The organism is Thalassococcus sp. (assembly GCF_982780845.1).
In genome coordinates, this window is sequence record NZ_CEYADA010000006.1 from 83,597 (window position 1) to 98,668 (window position 15,072).

Below are 15,072 nucleotides of genomic sequence, written 5' to 3' on the forward strand. Positions count from 1 at the left end.
CTGCCGACCTAAGGGAGACAGCAAGGTGATCGACATCTTCACGCATATCCAGAAAACACTAGATCAAACACCGCACCTGTTGCGGTTGGGGCGTTTGTTCTCGGAAACCGTTCTGATCGAAGTGGACGGAGAGGAATTCTATCTGACCTTCGAAAAGGGCCACCTTGTTGCCGTTGTCGAAGGCCCGAGCCGGAAAACACCGTGGAGCTTTGCTTTGCGCGTTGATCGCGATGCTTTGGACAAGTTCTGGCAACCGCTTCCCGAACCGGGGTTTCACGACATCTTCGGCTTTGTGAAGATCGGTCGCGGGCGCGTGGATGGCGATATCCTGAAACTGGTCAAGAACCTGCGGTTTTTCAAAGAAGTCATGGCGCTGCCGCGCGGAATGAAAGGGGCCTGAGGATGACAATCGAAGCAATCACAGGCCGCTATTTGACCGTTCAGATCGCCGGTGCACCGCGCCGGATCTATTTCGAAGAAGCAGGCCAGGGCCGCCCCGTGATCTGCCTGCACACTGCAGGCGCGGACACGCGCCAATGGCGGCATCTGATGAATGATGCCGAGATCACATCGTCAAACCGGCTGATCGCGTTTGATATGCCGTGGCACGGCAAATCCCTGCCGCCCGAAGGGTTTGAAACCGAAGAATACCTGCTGACGACCGAAGCCTACATCGAAACGGTTCTGTCCGTGATCGACGGGCTGGGATTGGACAAACCCGTACTGGCGGGCTGTTCCATGGGCGGGCGCATTGCGTTGCAGCTGGCCGCTTTGCATCCTGACAGGTTCAGCGGATTTATCGCAATCGAGGCGTCTGATTTCCAACCGGCTTGGTACGATATCGACTGGTTCCATCGCCCCGATGCGCATGGCGGCGAAATGGGGGCGGCGCTGGTATCGGCCAATATCTCGCCCTATGCGCCGAATGCGGAACGCTGGAATACGCTTTGGATGTTCATGCAAAGCGGGCCGGGTGTGTTTCGTGGGGATCTGAGCTTTTACACCAAGGATGACAGCCTGATCCTGCGCTTGCCGTCAATCGACACAAGCCAAACGCCGGTGCACATCATCGTGGGTGCTTATGATCTGACCTGCACGCCCGAAGACGCAAAGCGCACAGCAGACGCCATTCCCGGCGCGACGCTGGCTGTGATGGATGAGTTGGGTCACTTCCCGATGAGCGAACACCCAGAAGGCTTCCGCCCGTTTTTTGTGGATGCCTTGGCGAAAATGCCCTGAGCAAACCGTCTGGGTTATCCTTTGCGGATATCCCAGACCATCGCGTCGCCGTCTTCAGCCTGACTGATCAGTTCGTGACCGGCTTCGGCGCAGAAATGCGGGATGTCGATAATCGCGGCAGGATCATCTGTTGTGACCTGAAGAACATCCCCATGATCAAGCGCCATCAGACGCTTGCGCGCTTTCAGAACGGGTAGGGGACAGAGCAGTCCGCGGGCATCAAGTGTGTTGTTCATATTCAGGGACATAGGTCTGATATTTCAGCCTGTCCACAGAGATGTGACAGGATTTCCAGTGACCTTGCCCGCGATTTGATCTAACGCTGGGCCATGTTCGGAATTGAGATCATAGACGCGGGCCTGTTGCCTGCCTTGTTGGTGGCGCTGGTTGCTGGCGTTATCAGCTTTCTAAGCCCCTGTGTCTTGCCTGTTGTGCCGCCGTATCTGGCCTATATGTCGGGCACCACCATGTCGGATTTGAACAGCGGCAAGAACCGTGCGCTTCTGCCTGCACTGTTTTTTGTCATGGGGCTGTCGACCGTCTTTTTGATCCTTGGGTTTGCGGCCTCGGCCATCGGGTCGGTGTTCTTGCAATACCAGTCATGGTTCAACACCTTTGCTGGCATTCTTGTCATGATCTTCGGCGCGCATTTCGTGGGCGCGATCAACATTCCTTTCCTGAACCGCGAAGCGCGTTTTGATGCCGGTGATCAGGGCGGTACGGCGTTCGGTGCGTATCTTCTGGGTTTGGCTTTTGCCTTTGGCTGGACACCTTGCATTGGTCCACAGTTGGGCGCGATCCTGTCTCTTGCGGCGTCCGAGGCGAGCATCAGTAAAGGGTTGATCCTGCTGGGGGTTTATGCGGCGGGCTTGGGCATTCCTTTCCTTCTGGTCGCGGCCTTCCTGCCGCGCTTGACAGGGCTGATGGCTTGGATGAAGCGCCATATGCAGCAGATCGAACGCATCATGGGGCTTTTGCTTTGGACCATTGGCTTGCTGATGCTTACGGGTGGCTTCTCGGCCCTGTCGTTCTGGCTGTTGGAAACCTTCCCCGCTTTGGCAACACTGGGCTGATCTAAACTTGATGCGGAAAGCGCAACAATGCGCGTTCTTGCGCGGTGATTGTCCCGTTTTGCCTTAAACCTGCCTGAAACCGGCGTTAGCTTATGCGCAAATGTCAGTGGTTGAATGGATGAGTGATGGCTGAGACGGGGCAACAGGTGAAAGCGCGGCGGGTGTTTTACATCCCCGGCTATGATCCGATCCATCCCCGCCGCTACCGTGAACTGTACCGGAAAGAGGGCGCCGCGCAGGCAGCGATTGTCGGCTACGATCTGACACTGCGCCCTAGAAAAGCCAAGGGCACCTATGGCTGGCATGTGGATGGGCGCTTTGACGGGCAGGACACACAGGCAGATATCGATGTGCTGGTCTGGTCCGACATCGTCCGCGACAGCATGTCGAACAGTATTCCGGCGACCTATGGTCAACTGGTGCGCACCGCTTGGGCCTATATCGGATCGGGCGCGCTGTGGCGTCTGATGCGGTTGCGCAAGGGGCCGGTGATTGCGGCGCTTTATCCTATCGGGATGCTACTGTTGCAACTGGTTGTCGCCGTGCTGCTTGGTTGGCTGCTGTACAGCGTGGTGACCCATTTCGCGGCGGAGTTCGGGGTATTTGCGCGCTTGATCGGCGGTATCGCTGCCTTGGCCTTGATGGTTTTCGTTCTGAGGTGGTTCAAAGCCAAAGACGGCAAATTATTCGCCTACTACCTCATGCATGACTACAGCTATTCTGCCAAGTGGAAGGGGGCGAACCCGCCCGAGCTTGAGGCTCGCATGACAGAATTCCGCGCCATGATTGCGGATGCGTTGAAAAGCGATGTGGATGAGGTGTTGGTGGTTGGCCATTCCTCGGGCGCGCATCTGTCCGTGTCCATACTTGCCGATTTGATCCGTGCAGGCGACGTGCCCGATAACGGGCCAGCCTTGGCGTTTCTGTCATTAGGGCAGGTGGTGCCGATGGTGTCGTTCCTGCCTAAAGCTGACCGCCTTCGCGCAGACCTGCATTTTCTGGCCTGTCAGGACGTTCTGACTTGGGTCGACGTCACCGCCCCCGGCGATGGCTGTGCCTTTGCACTGTGTGACCCTGTTTCGGTGTCCGGCGTCGCGCCAGCGGACAAACGCTGGCCTTTGGTTTTTTCTGCACAGTTCACCAAATCGCTGAAGCCCGAGACGTGGAAGGCGCTGCGCTGGCGGTTCTTCCGTCTGCATTTCCAGTATCTGTGCGCTTTCGATCAGCCGCTGGATTACGACTATTTCCAGATCACCGCTGGCCCCACAACCTTGGGCACCCGCTATGCAGACCGTCCGCCGTCGGCCAGCCGGATCGATTATGCGGTGTCGAAATACACGTCGATGGCCGCATGATCCCGCCCAAACCCCCATCCCGCCCCAACAGGGTGCCGCTCTGGCGCTATGCCAAGCTGTTCAAGCAGGACATTCTGTCTGCGCAGCCTGCGCGGCTCTATCGTGCGTGGATGGCCGAGTTCAAAACGCCGTTCTTCAAATCCTTCCTGATCAACCAGCCTGATCTGGTGAAGACTGTCCTAAAAGACCGCCCCGAAGATTTTCCGAAATCCGGTCGCGTGAGCGAAGGGTTGCGGCCCCTACTGGGGGACAGCGTGTTTCTGACCAACGGAGCGCAATGGGAACGCCAGAGGCGCATCATAGATCCCGCGTTCGAAGGCGGGCGGTTGCGCGATACGTGGCACCCGATGCGCGAGGCGGCAGAGGCCGCCGTTAAACGATTGCAGGCGCGGGCAGGGGGCATCGTCGAGATCGAGGAAGACGCCAGCCACGCCGCGGCCGACGTCATCTTTCGCACGCTGTTTTCTATTCCGATCGAAGACCGGATGGCGCAGCAGGTGTTCCACGAATTCCGCGCCTACCAGCGCAGCCAGCCGATTGTGAACATTGCTGCTCTGATTCCGCTGCCCCGCTGGATGCCGCGGTTTTTCCGACAGGACACACGGCAGGCGGCGGATCGTATCAGGGGGCTGATCCGGCAACTGACGGAACGCCGTCTGGACGAAATCAAGAAGGGCACTGCACCGGATGATCTGGCGACCAAGATCATGACCTCGGTCGATCCGGACACGGGCGAAACCTTTGATATCGACGAAATGGTTGATCACGTCGCGATCTTCTTTCTGGCGGGGCATGAAACCTCGGCCTCGGCTTTGGCGTGGGGGCTTTACCTGCTGGCGATCTATCCCGAGTGGCAAGAGAAGGTAGCAGACGAGGCAGCCGTGTTTTCTGGCGACTTCTCTGATCTGTCGAAACTGCGCGTGACGCGGGATGTGTTCCGCGAAACCCTGCGGCTCTATCCCCCGGTGCCGATGATGGTCCGCGAGGCTGCGCGTGCGGAAACCTTCCGCGACAGACGGGTGCCCAACGGCGCGCAGGTGGTTCTAAGTCCGTGGCACCTGCATCGCCATGTACGGCTTTGGGACAACCCCGATGGCTTTGATCCAAGTCGGTGGGCGACCGAGAACGGCAAAGCCTGCGCCCGAGACGCCTATATTCCGTTTTCAGCGGGTCGACGCGTGTGCACCGGCGCGGGGTTTGCGATGGCTGAGGGCATATTGTTGCTGTCCGCGATCATTGGCGCGTTCCGCATCGAGGCCGTCGAGGGCAAAGTCCCAGAACCCGCTGCGCATCTGACGGTGCGGGCCAAGCACGGTATTCATCTGCGGATAGAGGTGAGAGGTAGCTAGGGCATCCAAGCCAAAGGGCACCACAAAACATAGCTACGCAGTTTGCCGGGAATTTTGGCGTGGATTGGCAGCAGAAACGTTCGAAAAGTTTTGCGCGCGTCAATTTTCAGGGCGTATAGCTGTGAAGAAATTCAATGCGTTAGCGCTAAACATCGGATTGTCTATCTATCTTCGCTTCGCGCGATGGATTATTGAAACCGGAAATTGGGACAGCCAAGGGAATTTCGGTTCAATGAGTCACACGTCTGAACGCTTTGACGCACAAGCAGCCCGTATCACATCGGGCAAAGGCTTTATCGCAGCTCTGGATCAGTCGGGTGGATCGACGCCAAAGGCGCTGCGTCTTTATGGCGTGGAAGAGTCCGAATATAACGGCGACGAAGAGATGTTCGGCGAAATCCACAAGATGCGCGCCCGTATCATCACCGCACCTGACTTCACGTCGGAAAAGGTTCTGGGCGCGATCCTGTTCGAACGCACCATGCGTGGCGACGTGGATGGTAAGCCGACAGCGGCTGCGCTGTGGGAAGACCGTGGCATTGTACCCTTCCTGAAGATCGACAAAGGTCTGGAAGATAAAGCCAACGACGTTCAGGTGATGAAACCGATGCCGGGTCTGGAAGATCTTCTGGCAGAGGCGGCGGGCCATGGTGTATTTGGCACCAAAGAACGCTCGGTTATCCATGCGGCGAATGCAGAAGGCATCGAGGCCGTTGTTGCCCAGCAGTTCGAAGTGGCGCGCACCGTGATAGGCGCGGGTCTGGTTCCGATCATCGAGCCGGAAGTCGACATCCATTCCGACACCAAATCCGAAGCAGAAGCGATCCTGCATGACGCGCTGGCAAAGCATCTGGATACTCTGGCCGAGGGGCAGGACGTCATGCTGAAGCTGACGATCCCGAACCAAGCCGGCCTCTATGATGATCTGGCGGATCACGCGCGTGTCCTGCGTGTTGTTGCGCTGTCGGGTGGTTATAGCACGGACGATGCCTGCGCCCGTCTGGCCAAGAACACCAAGATGATTGCAAGCTTCAGCCGCGCGCTGACAGAAGGTCTGTCGAAGAAACAGTCTGACGAAGATTTCAACGCGGCGCTGGGCGCGAACATCGACAAGATCTATCAGGCGTCCTGATCGGCCTGATCCGGTAAATACCGTTAGATTTCAAAACCGTGCCTTGGAAAACAGGGCACGGTTTTTTCGTTGGTCACTGGCTTGGCGCTTGTTTCCGATAGTGGCACGATGATTTCCATCGTCAAATTGTATGCCATTGTGTTCCTTTAACATTTTGAAATTGTTGATCTTTTGCTTTACTTGTTAAATCATGCGCGTATCTAGTGGAATTTAACCAGTCCACGATGGAGGGCGCGTATGTCGCCAATCACTGATCACCCGCTTCGATACAAACTGTCGAACGAACTGCATGCGCGTCCGTTTCCGGCGCTGAAGGCTCCGTGCCGTGCGGTCTATCTGGCTGTGAAAAAGGCAGAAGAGGCGGCATCGCGGGATCGCAATCTGGATCTGGAACATCTGTTCGATCTGTTGGACCGCTACGGTGCCACGCACCCGCAGCCCGGTGCCACGCATTACTTTGGCAAATTCGGCCAGTACATGTTGAAGTGGGAACAGCACACAGAATTTGTGACCTATACGGTCTTTCTGAACGGCCTGTCGGATCGCCCCTTTGACCCCGCTGATTTCGAGGTCTTCCCGAACGACTGGCTGGAACGCGCGCCGGGTGTGCGTATGACATCGGCCCTGATCCGCTGTGCGCTGCGTCCTGACGATGCGACGATGGAGCAGCACATCGAAGACTGGTTCGTGTCGGAATCTGTGGCGATGTCCTCGGTCATTGATGATCAGGCGGTGATTGCCGGTGACTTCCGTATTGATACGGCCGGGCACTTGCGGTTCGGCCTGTTCGTGGGCCCTGATGTGGGCGAACGCCGCATGGGCCGGATCGTTCAGCGCCTCTGCGAGATCGAGACATATAAGGTCATGTCGATGCTTGGCTTTACACGGGTCAAGTGGATCGCCCCGCGCATCAGCGAGATCGACAAGGAACTGACCGATTTGATGGATGCCATGACCCATGGCAACAAACGTACGGACCAGACGTTGAAATCGCTTCTTTCGGTTTCGGCTGAGCTGGAAACACTCAGCGCGCAGACGTCGTTCCGTTTTGGTGCGACAGGGGCCTATGAGGCGATTGTCACCCAACGGATTTCGGTTTTGCGCGAAGAGCGGTTCAATGGTCGCCAGACCTTTGCCGAGTTCATGATGCGCCGGTACGATCCCGCGATGCGGACAGTGAAAGCCACAGAACAGCAATTGGCCAATCTTTCGAACAGGGCCATGCGTGCCGCAGATCTGCTTCGTACAATGGTTGAGGTCGAACGTTCAGCCCAGAACCAGCAATTGTTGGAAAGCATGAATCACCGTGCCGATATGCAGCTTCGTTTGCAGGAAACGGTTGAAGGCCTGTCCGTGGTCGCGATCAGCTATTACGCGGTCTCGCTCATGAGCTATCTGCTTTATCCGGTGGCCAGCCTGATCGGGCTGTCCAAGGGCATGCTTACGGCCTTGGTGACACTGCCGGTGGTTCTGTTTGTCTGGATGATGATCCGGCGTATTCGCAAAATGGTCGAGGCCAAAGGCCCCGACATGTAATTTGCGTTGCTTTGTCCGGCCCGCTTATTCGGCGGGCTGGACTGCGTTCGGCGTTGCTCCGCGTGCGTTCAGGACGCGGTGGGTCAGAACACCGCCAACACCGATCGCCAGAATGGCCAGCAGGGCGGCGAAGGACAGGGTGGGGACACCGGCCAGACCGGCACCCACGGTGCAACCGCCAGCCAGAACGCCACCCATACCCATCAGTGCGCCACCAGCAATGTAGCGACCTGTTTCGGACGGGGCGCTAAAGCTTTGCCATTGGAACGTTCCAAAGATCACGGCTGCAACCAGCGCGCCTGCCAGCGTGCCGCCGATCAGGCCCACGCCAAAGCCAGCGGGAATAGATGTCGAGGCGACGGTAAAGAACAATGTGTCTGCCCATGGCGATGTGAAGGACAGTGTCTCCATCGCGATCGGATCGAATTCGTCCTGCAGGATGAACCCTGTGCCAACCCAACCAGCAGGAACCAGCAAGCCGATCAGAACCGCCATAACGACCAGTGTCACGCTGTTGCGGCCACGCAAGCCCAGTGCCAGGGCGCCTACGCCCAGAACGACGGCCCAGACGGCTGCGCCACCGGGAAGCTGTGCAAAGGAAACGGCGTCGCCCATCGGAACGGTGACGGCACCCAGCGACACGCGGATCGGGGCCAGCAGACCCTTTAGCGTGGCATGTGCCACGATGGCGAAGACCAGCAGAACGGTCGCAGCGCGCAGGTTGCCGCTGGCTGTCAGAACAGTCAGGCGCGATACGCAACCACGGGTCAGAACCATACCGGCACCAAACAAAAGACCACCCACCAGAATGGCAAGGATCGGCAGGTCGGCGTTCATGAACCGGTGATCGGCAAAATCGATCAGGCCGAAGATGGCTGCGGCTTGGGTGCCTAGAATGGCGACGCCCAGTGCTGTCAGCCAGACACCCGACGCGGATTTCGCATCATCGCCGATCAGGCTGCGGCGGAAACAGAACTTTGTGCGCTCGGCCAAAAAGCCAAAGGCCAATCCCAGCAAGAGGGCAAAGCCGACAGCCACTTGGGGGGCTGTGTAGTTTTCGAAACCCAAACTCTCGAACATTCTGGATACTCCGGTGTCGCAGGTGTCAGTTCGCCCACTTAGTTAGGGCGTTTCCCGCTCATTCCAGAAAATCGGGGCCGGTTGCAAGTTCGCCTAATAAACAGGCGTTCGTGTCTTGGCGTCGAGTAGAACAAAGTGTTTTGCCAACTGGTCAAAAGCAGAACGCCTGATCCGGTTTTTGCGGATCAGGCGCTCGTTTGCCCTTATTTTACTGCTTTTCAGCGCCCGCGCATGCGGGGATCAAGCGCATCGCGCAAACCGTCACCCAGATAATTCACCGCCAGCACGGTCAACGAGATGGCTGTACCCGGCAGGATCACCCGTTCGGGGAAGTCGACCATGCGGGGAACCGCGTCGGCTAGCATCTTGCCCCATGTCGGAAAATCCGAAGGAAATCCGACACCTAGGAAGGACAGGGCGCTTTCTGTGATGATCGCTGTCGCAAGGCCAAGTGTCGCGGACACCATGATCGGTGACAGCACGTTTGGCAGAAGATGGCGGGTGATTGTCTTCCACGACGTGGTCCCGATGGAGCGTGCGGCCAGAATAAATTCCCGTTCCTTCAGCGTCAGGATATCGCCCCGCACGATCCGCGCGGTGGGCATCCAGCTGGTGATTCCGATGATCGTGACGATCAGAACAAACATCCCGCCTTCGGGGCCAAAGTTGGCACGAAGTGGTTGGCGGAACAGCGTCACAGCAACCAACAGAAGGGGCAGGATCGGCAAGGATAGGAACAGGTCTGTCAGGCGCATCAGTGGGCCGTCCAGACGACGGAAAAAGCCCGCTGCAACGCCGACGGCCGTGCCAATCAGAAGCGATAGCAACATTGCTGCCCAGCCAACCGCCATGGACGCCCGTCCGCCTGCCAGCATCTGCGCCAGCTGATCGCGGCCAAGGTTGTCGGTGCCAAAGGGATGGCCCCACGCGGTTTTGGCCGTGCTGTCCCAGATCGCGGTGTAGATCGGGCGCAGGTCCTTGTTCCGAATGTCGAGCTTTTGCGGATCAAGCGACCAGATGTAAGGTCCGATCAACACAGCGAGCGTGATGAAAATCAGAAAGAACCCGCCGATCATCGCGCCTTTGTGACGTTTCAACTGGTCCCAGATGTCCAGCCACTGGCTGCGTGGCGGGGCGAGGGGGCCTTTGTCCTGCAGGGCTGCAATGGCCTGAGGGTCTGTTGTCGCTGGCTCAGTCATAGCGGATCCTCGGGTCAAGTACGCCATACAAGATGTCTGCGATCAGGTTGAAGGCGACAATCAGGAAGGCAAAGATAAACGTCAGCGTCATAACCATGGGCAGGTCATTGGCGAAGAGCGCGGTGATCAGAAGCTGACCGATGCCGTTCACCTTGAACACGTTTTCCGTAATGATCGCGCCGCCAAAGATGCTTGGGACGCCAAGCGCGATGACAGTGATCACCGGGATCATCGAGTTGCGCAGCACGTGAACCGTGACAACGACCGCCTCGGACATGCCTTTGGCGCGGGCGGTGCGGACGTAATCCATATTCAGGTTATCAAGCATCGACGCGCGCATATAGCGGCTGATTTGCGCCGTGGTTTGCAGGGCCAGAACCATAACCGGCATGATCATCTGCTGCAGCTGGATCTTGAAACTCGCCCAGTCATTCACGACGTGGGTGGTGTCATAGATCGACGGCAGCCAGCCCAGTTGGACAGAGAAAATCACGATCAGCAGAGGTCCGGTAAAGAAGGGTGGGATCGAAAAGCCGATCATCGTCACGAACGTGCCAGCCTGATCGAAAACCGAATACTGGCGATATGCGGAATAAACGCCGATCGGGATCGCGATCAGAACGCCGACCACATAGGCCAATGCAACGACCCACAGGGTTTGCGGAATACGCTGGATCACGATGTCCATCACCGGCGAACGGGTCTGCCAAGAAATCACGCGCAGTTCGTTCTGGTACAGGTTCGTGTCCGGCAACCAGCCAAGAAGCCAGCTGTCTTGCGTAAGCCAGTCAATCAGGATTTTGGGTTCAATCCAGAGAACCTGAACCAACCACTTCCAGTATTGCACCAAGGGGGGCTGACCAAGCCCCAACGCCTCGCGCATTTGTTGTTTCACTTCGGGGGGGACGGTCAGTGGCACTTGGGCCATCGGATCGCCGGGGGCCAGTTGCAGCAGCATGAAGATCGCAAAACTGATAAACAGCAGCGTCGGGACCGCCAGAACCAGACGCCTGATCGTGAATGTCAGCATTTAGGCCAGCCAATTCGCATGTGTTGGAAAGGGCCGTCTGGCCCTAGGAGCAGATAGGAAAATACCGCGCCCCCGTTGGGGGGACGCGGTTATCGTCTGGAAAGGATTATTCCTTGATCCGGTACCAGTCGGCAGCGTTCCAAAGTTCGCTGTCCCATGTGTTCAGCTGAACACCACCCAGTGTCGTTGCACGGGCAGATACACGACCACGGTCAACCAGCGGAACGATTGTCATCGTTTCTTTGGTCAGCATGTCGTTCAGCTTTTTCGCGATTTCGCCGCGCTTTTCCAGCTCGCCTGTGCGGGCCAGTTCGTCCAGCAACGCATCATACTCTTCGCTGCAGAAGCGGTTGATGTTTTCACCCTGCCACTGCGAAGACGGCTTGGGTTCGTTGCCGCAACGGTACATGGACAGGTAGGACTGCGGGTCTGTGCCGTCGAAGTTGTTGGCGTACATTTCCACGTCTGCGTAGAACTTCTGGAATGTGTCGGGCGAGCCCGGATCACCACCGAAGAAGACCGACGCATCGATGTTGCGCAGTTCTGTTTCCACGCCGATTTCAGACCACCACTGTTTGATCAGCGCCTGGAAGTCCTGACGAACGGCGTTTGTCGATGTCTGGTACAGCAGGGACAGTTTAACGCCGTCCTTGTCACGGATGCCGTCACCGTCGGTGTCGGTCCAGCCAGCACCTTCCAGCAGGGCCTTCGCGCCTTCGATGTCCTGTGTCAGACAATCTGTGTTGTCGGACGCGTACAGGGCAGGGGCGGGAACCAGGTTACAGGTCGCACGACCGGCCTGACCGTAGCCGACTTCAACCAGCAGTTCGCGGTCGATCGCCATGGACAATGCGCGGCGCACGGGTTCTTCCGACAGGAAGGGGTGCGGTGCTGCAACTGTCGAACGTTCGCCTTCCGGAAGGTCCGGCGACGGGTTGGTCAGGTTCATTTCGATCCGCTCGACCAGCGTGCCGAATGCTGCGATCGGCTCGCCTTTGCCGGCCTCTGCCATTTGCGCCAGTACGTCTGGCGCCAGCTGCAGGTTCCAAGCGTAGTCGTATTCGCCTGTTTCGAGAACCGCACGGCCGGATGCTGTCGCGTCGCCGCCACCTTTGAAGTTCACAGTCGCAAATGCCGGTTTTGCCGGATCACGATAGTTCTGGTTGGCTTCCAGAGAAATTACGTCGTTCGGGCGGAAGTCTGTTACGACAAACGGGCCCGTACCGATGGGGTAGAAGTTCTGATCGGTACAGGACGATGCCGCCGCGCCGACGCAGTTTTCAAACTGTGCTTTCTGGATGATCGGGGACTGACCGCCCATGAAAGGACCGTAGGGGTTCGGGGTCGGCTGGCCGAACGTGACTTTGACTGTCAGATCGTCCAGCGCTTCTACAGATGTCACGCCGTCGAACTTGGCACGCTGCGCGCAGCCACCTTCGGGGGACATGCAGTACTCGGCGGTGAAAACCACGTCGGCTGCGGTCAGGGCAGAGCCGTCGGACCACTTCATGCCTTCCTTGATCTTCCATGTGATCGACGTCAGGTCGGCGGCCACGCCACCGTTTTCAACGGTCGGGATCTCTTCTGCAAGGTAGGGAACCAGAGCGCCGGTGGGATCATAACGACCAAGGGGCTCGATCACCAGCGATGCGGCTTCGATGTCTTTCGTACCACCAGAGAGGTAGGGATTCATGATGGACGGAGCTTGCCAATAGATAATGTTGACTTGGCCGTCCGCGCCACGCTCGGCCATGGCGGCGGGCGCCATCGCTGATGCGGCAACTGCGCCAAGCAGCAAAGATTTAAGTTTCATTGTAGTCTCCATGTTGGGCATGCTTTTTTGAGGTCTTTGATTTTGTTCTGAGATTTTAGGTGTTTGATTGGTCTGCAGGTTTGGCTGCAGTAGTCATTTTGCGTCATTCCCCATTTGACACGAGTTCACCATGCCAGCATCGAAAACCGCATCGACGTAAAAAGCAAGTGTTCCGATACACAAAATCTGCAAAAACTTGACTGGCTGGTCAGTAACCGCCTGAAAAAAGTTTAACTTTTGATCAAAAAATATTTTTTCAAGCAATGGTTGTGTTTAAGTTGTTGGTATGACTGAATTTCGTGCAGGTGTACGGGTGACGTAGGGTCGGGTTGTCTTTGTCCTGTCTGGTTTGACCGATTAGTCAAATGTTGGTTTGACAAGGGCGTCTGGCTTCGCCTTACTCTTTGCACAACCGTCTGGACGAACCTTGGGGGACAGTATGCTCGACGCGCCGATTGCACGGATTGAAAACCTACGGGTCGAGTTTGAAACAAAGGCCGGAACGGTCGTCGGCGTTGAAGATGTGTCGTTCGAAATCGCCTCGGGTGAAACGGTCTGTGTGGTCGGGGAATCAGGGTCGGGCAAATCAGTTTCTTCACTGTCTTTGATGCGCCTGATCGAATTCGGCGGTGGCACGATTGCGGGCGGCAAGCTGGTTTTTGATCGAAAAGAAGGCGGCGAGATCGATCTGGCCGAAGCCGAGCAATCCCTGATGCGCACGATTCGCGGCAATGAGATCGGGATGATCTTTCAAGAGCCGATGACTGCCTTGAACCCAGTGTTCACCATCGGCCGCCAGCTGACCGAAGGGCTGAAGGTGCATCGCGGGATGTCCGCGTCCGAGGCTGATGCGCGGGCGCTTGAACTGCTGCGCGAGGTGCGTATTCCGGAACCCGAACGCCGGTTGAAGCAATATCCGCACGAACTGTCCGGTGGTATGCGTCAGCGGGTGGTGATTGCTATGGCGCTGGCCTGTAAGCCGCGCTTGCTGATTGCGGACGAACCTACAACTGCTTTGGATGTGACCATTCAGGCGGAAATTCTGGCGCTAATCGACCGGTTAAAGCGCGAAACCGGCACGGCGGTGATGTTTATCACCCATGATATGGCGGTTGTGGCGCAAATGGCTGACCGCGTCGTTGTCATGTTCCGCGGCAACAAGGTCGAGGAGGGGACGGTCGAGGAAATCTTCGAGAATCCCAAGCATCCCTATACTCAGGCGCTATTGGCTGCTGTCCCGCGTCTGGGCGAGATGACGGGCACCGATTATCCCAAACCTATGAAGCTGGTCGGTTCGAACGCCGCAGAACCAGAGCCGATCATCGGATCGGATGAAACGCTGCTTGAGGTTAAGGGTCTGACAACGCGCTTTCCGGTGAAGGGCGGCTTCTTCCGTCAGACGGTGGCCAACGTGCACGCGGTCGAGGATTTGTCCTTCACCATTCCCAAGGGCCGCACGCTGAGCCTTGTCGGTGAATCCGGCTGCGGGAAATCGACTGCAGGCCGGTCGATCCTGCGACTGGTCGAACCGATGAAGGGCAGCGTCAAACTGGATGGTCTGGATATTCTTGGTCTGTCCGACCGTGATCTGCGTAAAGCACGCGCCGATATGCAGATGATCTTCCAAGACCCGTTTGCATCACTCAATCCGCAGATGAAGTTGGCTGACCAAGTGTCTGAGCCAATGGAAAATTTCGGGATGTACTCGGCTTCCGAGCGTATGGATCGCGTGGCGGCGCTTTTCGACCGTGTGGAACTGCCGCGCAGCTTTATGCAGCGCTATCCCCACGAACTATCCGGTGGTCAACGTCAGCGTATCGCGATTGCGCGGGCCTTGGCGCTGAACCCGAAACTGATCGTGGCGGATGAGGCCGTGTCTGCCTTGGACGTTTCGGTTCAGGCTCAGGTCGTGAATCTGATGATGGAGCTTCAGTCCGAACTAAACCTGTCCTACCTGTTCATCAGCCATGATATGGCCGTGGTGGAACGTGTCAGCCACGACGTCGGCGTGATGTATCTGGGGCGGATCGTCGAAATCGGGCCGCGTCGCGCCGTGTTCGAAAACCCGCAGCACCCCTATACGCAGGCTTTGATGAAGGCTGTTCCCATCGCGGACCCACGCAAGCGGAAGCAGGAAAAAGACCTGAACTTCAAGCCGATCCCGTCGCCCATCCATCCCGTCGGCTATGAGCCGGTGAAAAACGAATACAAAGAGGTCGGGCCGGGTCACCGAGTTCTGATTTCGGACAGCGGATATTGATCGGTT

At 57.4% G+C, this 15,072-nt stretch carries 13 protein-coding genes; 8 read left to right on the forward strand and 5 right to left on the reverse strand.

Annotated features, from left to right (window positions below; genetic code table 11):
- Window positions 1–25: 25 nt before the first annotated feature.
- Together AC4FIA_RS08520 and AC4FIA_RS08525 are read left to right on the forward strand one after the other, a co-directional pair.
- Complete coding sequence (locus tag AC4FIA_RS08520) at window positions 26–400, forward strand: hypothetical protein (RefSeq protein ID WP_103910192.1); 375 nt, start codon at window positions 26–28, stop codon at window positions 398–400.
- Between the two features lie 2 nt (window positions 401–402).
- Window positions 403–1,239 (forward strand): alpha/beta fold hydrolase, encoded by an 837-nt coding sequence (locus AC4FIA_RS08525; protein ID WP_490365480.1) that lies wholly within the window; start codon window positions 403–405, stop codon window positions 1,237–1,239.
- Window positions 1,240–1,253: 14 nt separating this feature from the next.
- Here the strand turns inward: AC4FIA_RS08525 and AC4FIA_RS08530 are convergent, their stop codons facing one another.
- Window positions 1,254–1,475 carry a sulfurtransferase TusA family protein gene (locus tag AC4FIA_RS08530; RefSeq protein ID WP_490365481.1) on the reverse strand — a complete coding sequence of 74 codons (222 nt, stop codon included), beginning with the start codon at window positions 1,473–1,475 and terminating at the stop codon, window positions 1,254–1,256.
- A 93-nt stretch (window positions 1,476–1,568) separates the two neighbouring features.
- Here AC4FIA_RS08530 and AC4FIA_RS08535 point away from each other — a divergent pair, with 93 nt between their 5' ends.
- The 5 genes from AC4FIA_RS08535 to AC4FIA_RS08555 all read left to right on the forward strand — a co-directional run bounded on the left by AC4FIA_RS08535 (window position 1,569) and on the right by AC4FIA_RS08555 (window position 7,684).
- Window positions 1,569–2,312: a cytochrome c biogenesis CcdA family protein gene (locus AC4FIA_RS08535; protein ID WP_488048292.1), complete on the forward strand. Its 744-nt coding sequence runs from the start codon at window positions 1,569–1,571 to the stop codon at window positions 2,310–2,312.
- Window positions 2,313–2,437: 125 nt separating this feature from the next.
- Window positions 2,438–3,667, forward strand: a complete 1,230-nt coding sequence (locus AC4FIA_RS08540) for a hypothetical protein (protein ID WP_490365482.1) — start codon at window positions 2,438–2,440, stop codon at window positions 3,665–3,667.
- The gene (locus tag AC4FIA_RS08545) at window positions 3,664–5,016 is read left to right on the forward strand and encodes a cytochrome P450 (RefSeq protein WP_490365483.1); all 1,353 of its coding nucleotides are present in this window, start codon (window positions 3,664–3,666) and stop codon (window positions 5,014–5,016) included. The genes AC4FIA_RS08540 and AC4FIA_RS08545 overlap by 4 nt, the downstream gene beginning before the upstream one ends.
- Window positions 5,017–5,248: 232 nt before the next feature.
- Window positions 5,249–6,148 (forward strand): fructose bisphosphate aldolase, encoded by a 900-nt coding sequence (locus AC4FIA_RS08550; protein ID WP_490365484.1) that lies wholly within the window; start codon window positions 5,249–5,251, stop codon window positions 6,146–6,148.
- Window positions 6,149–6,385: 237 nt separating this feature from the next.
- Entirely contained in the window at window positions 6,386–7,684 is a 1,299-nt protein-coding gene (locus AC4FIA_RS08555; protein ID WP_490365485.1) for a DUF3422 family protein, read from the forward strand.
- A gap of 24 nt (window positions 7,685–7,708) precedes the next feature.
- On the opposite strand, the gene AC4FIA_RS08560 is transcribed toward AC4FIA_RS08555, so the two are convergent.
- The 4 genes from AC4FIA_RS08560 to AC4FIA_RS08575 all read right to left on the reverse strand — a co-directional run bounded on the left by AC4FIA_RS08560 (window position 7,709) and on the right by AC4FIA_RS08575 (window position 12,806).
- Window positions 7,709–8,764 (reverse strand): YeeE/YedE family protein, encoded by a 1,056-nt coding sequence (locus AC4FIA_RS08560; RefSeq protein ID WP_488048287.1) that lies wholly within the window; start codon window positions 8,762–8,764, stop codon window positions 7,709–7,711.
- Between the two features lie 218 nt (window positions 8,765–8,982).
- Window positions 8,983–9,963: an ABC transporter permease gene (locus AC4FIA_RS08565; protein ID WP_490365486.1), complete on the reverse strand. Its 981-nt coding sequence runs from the start codon at window positions 9,961–9,963 to the stop codon at window positions 8,983–8,985.
- A complete protein-coding gene (locus AC4FIA_RS08570) occupies window positions 9,956–10,993 on the reverse strand; it encodes an ABC transporter permease (protein ID WP_103910183.1) in 1,038 nt (345 codons plus the stop codon). The genes AC4FIA_RS08565 and AC4FIA_RS08570 overlap by 8 nt, the downstream gene beginning before the upstream one ends.
- Window positions 10,994–11,099: 106 nt before the next feature.
- A complete protein-coding gene (locus AC4FIA_RS08575) occupies window positions 11,100–12,806 on the reverse strand; it encodes a peptide ABC transporter substrate-binding protein (RefSeq protein ID WP_490365487.1) in 1,707 nt (568 codons plus the stop codon).
- A gap of 439 nt (window positions 12,807–13,245) precedes the next feature.
- On the opposite strand from AC4FIA_RS08575, the gene AC4FIA_RS08580 reads away from it, so the two are divergent.
- A complete protein-coding gene (locus tag AC4FIA_RS08580) occupies window positions 13,246–15,066 on the forward strand; it encodes an ABC transporter ATP-binding protein (RefSeq protein ID WP_490365488.1) in 1,821 nt (606 codons plus the stop codon).
- Window positions 15,067–15,072 lie beyond the last annotated feature (6 nt).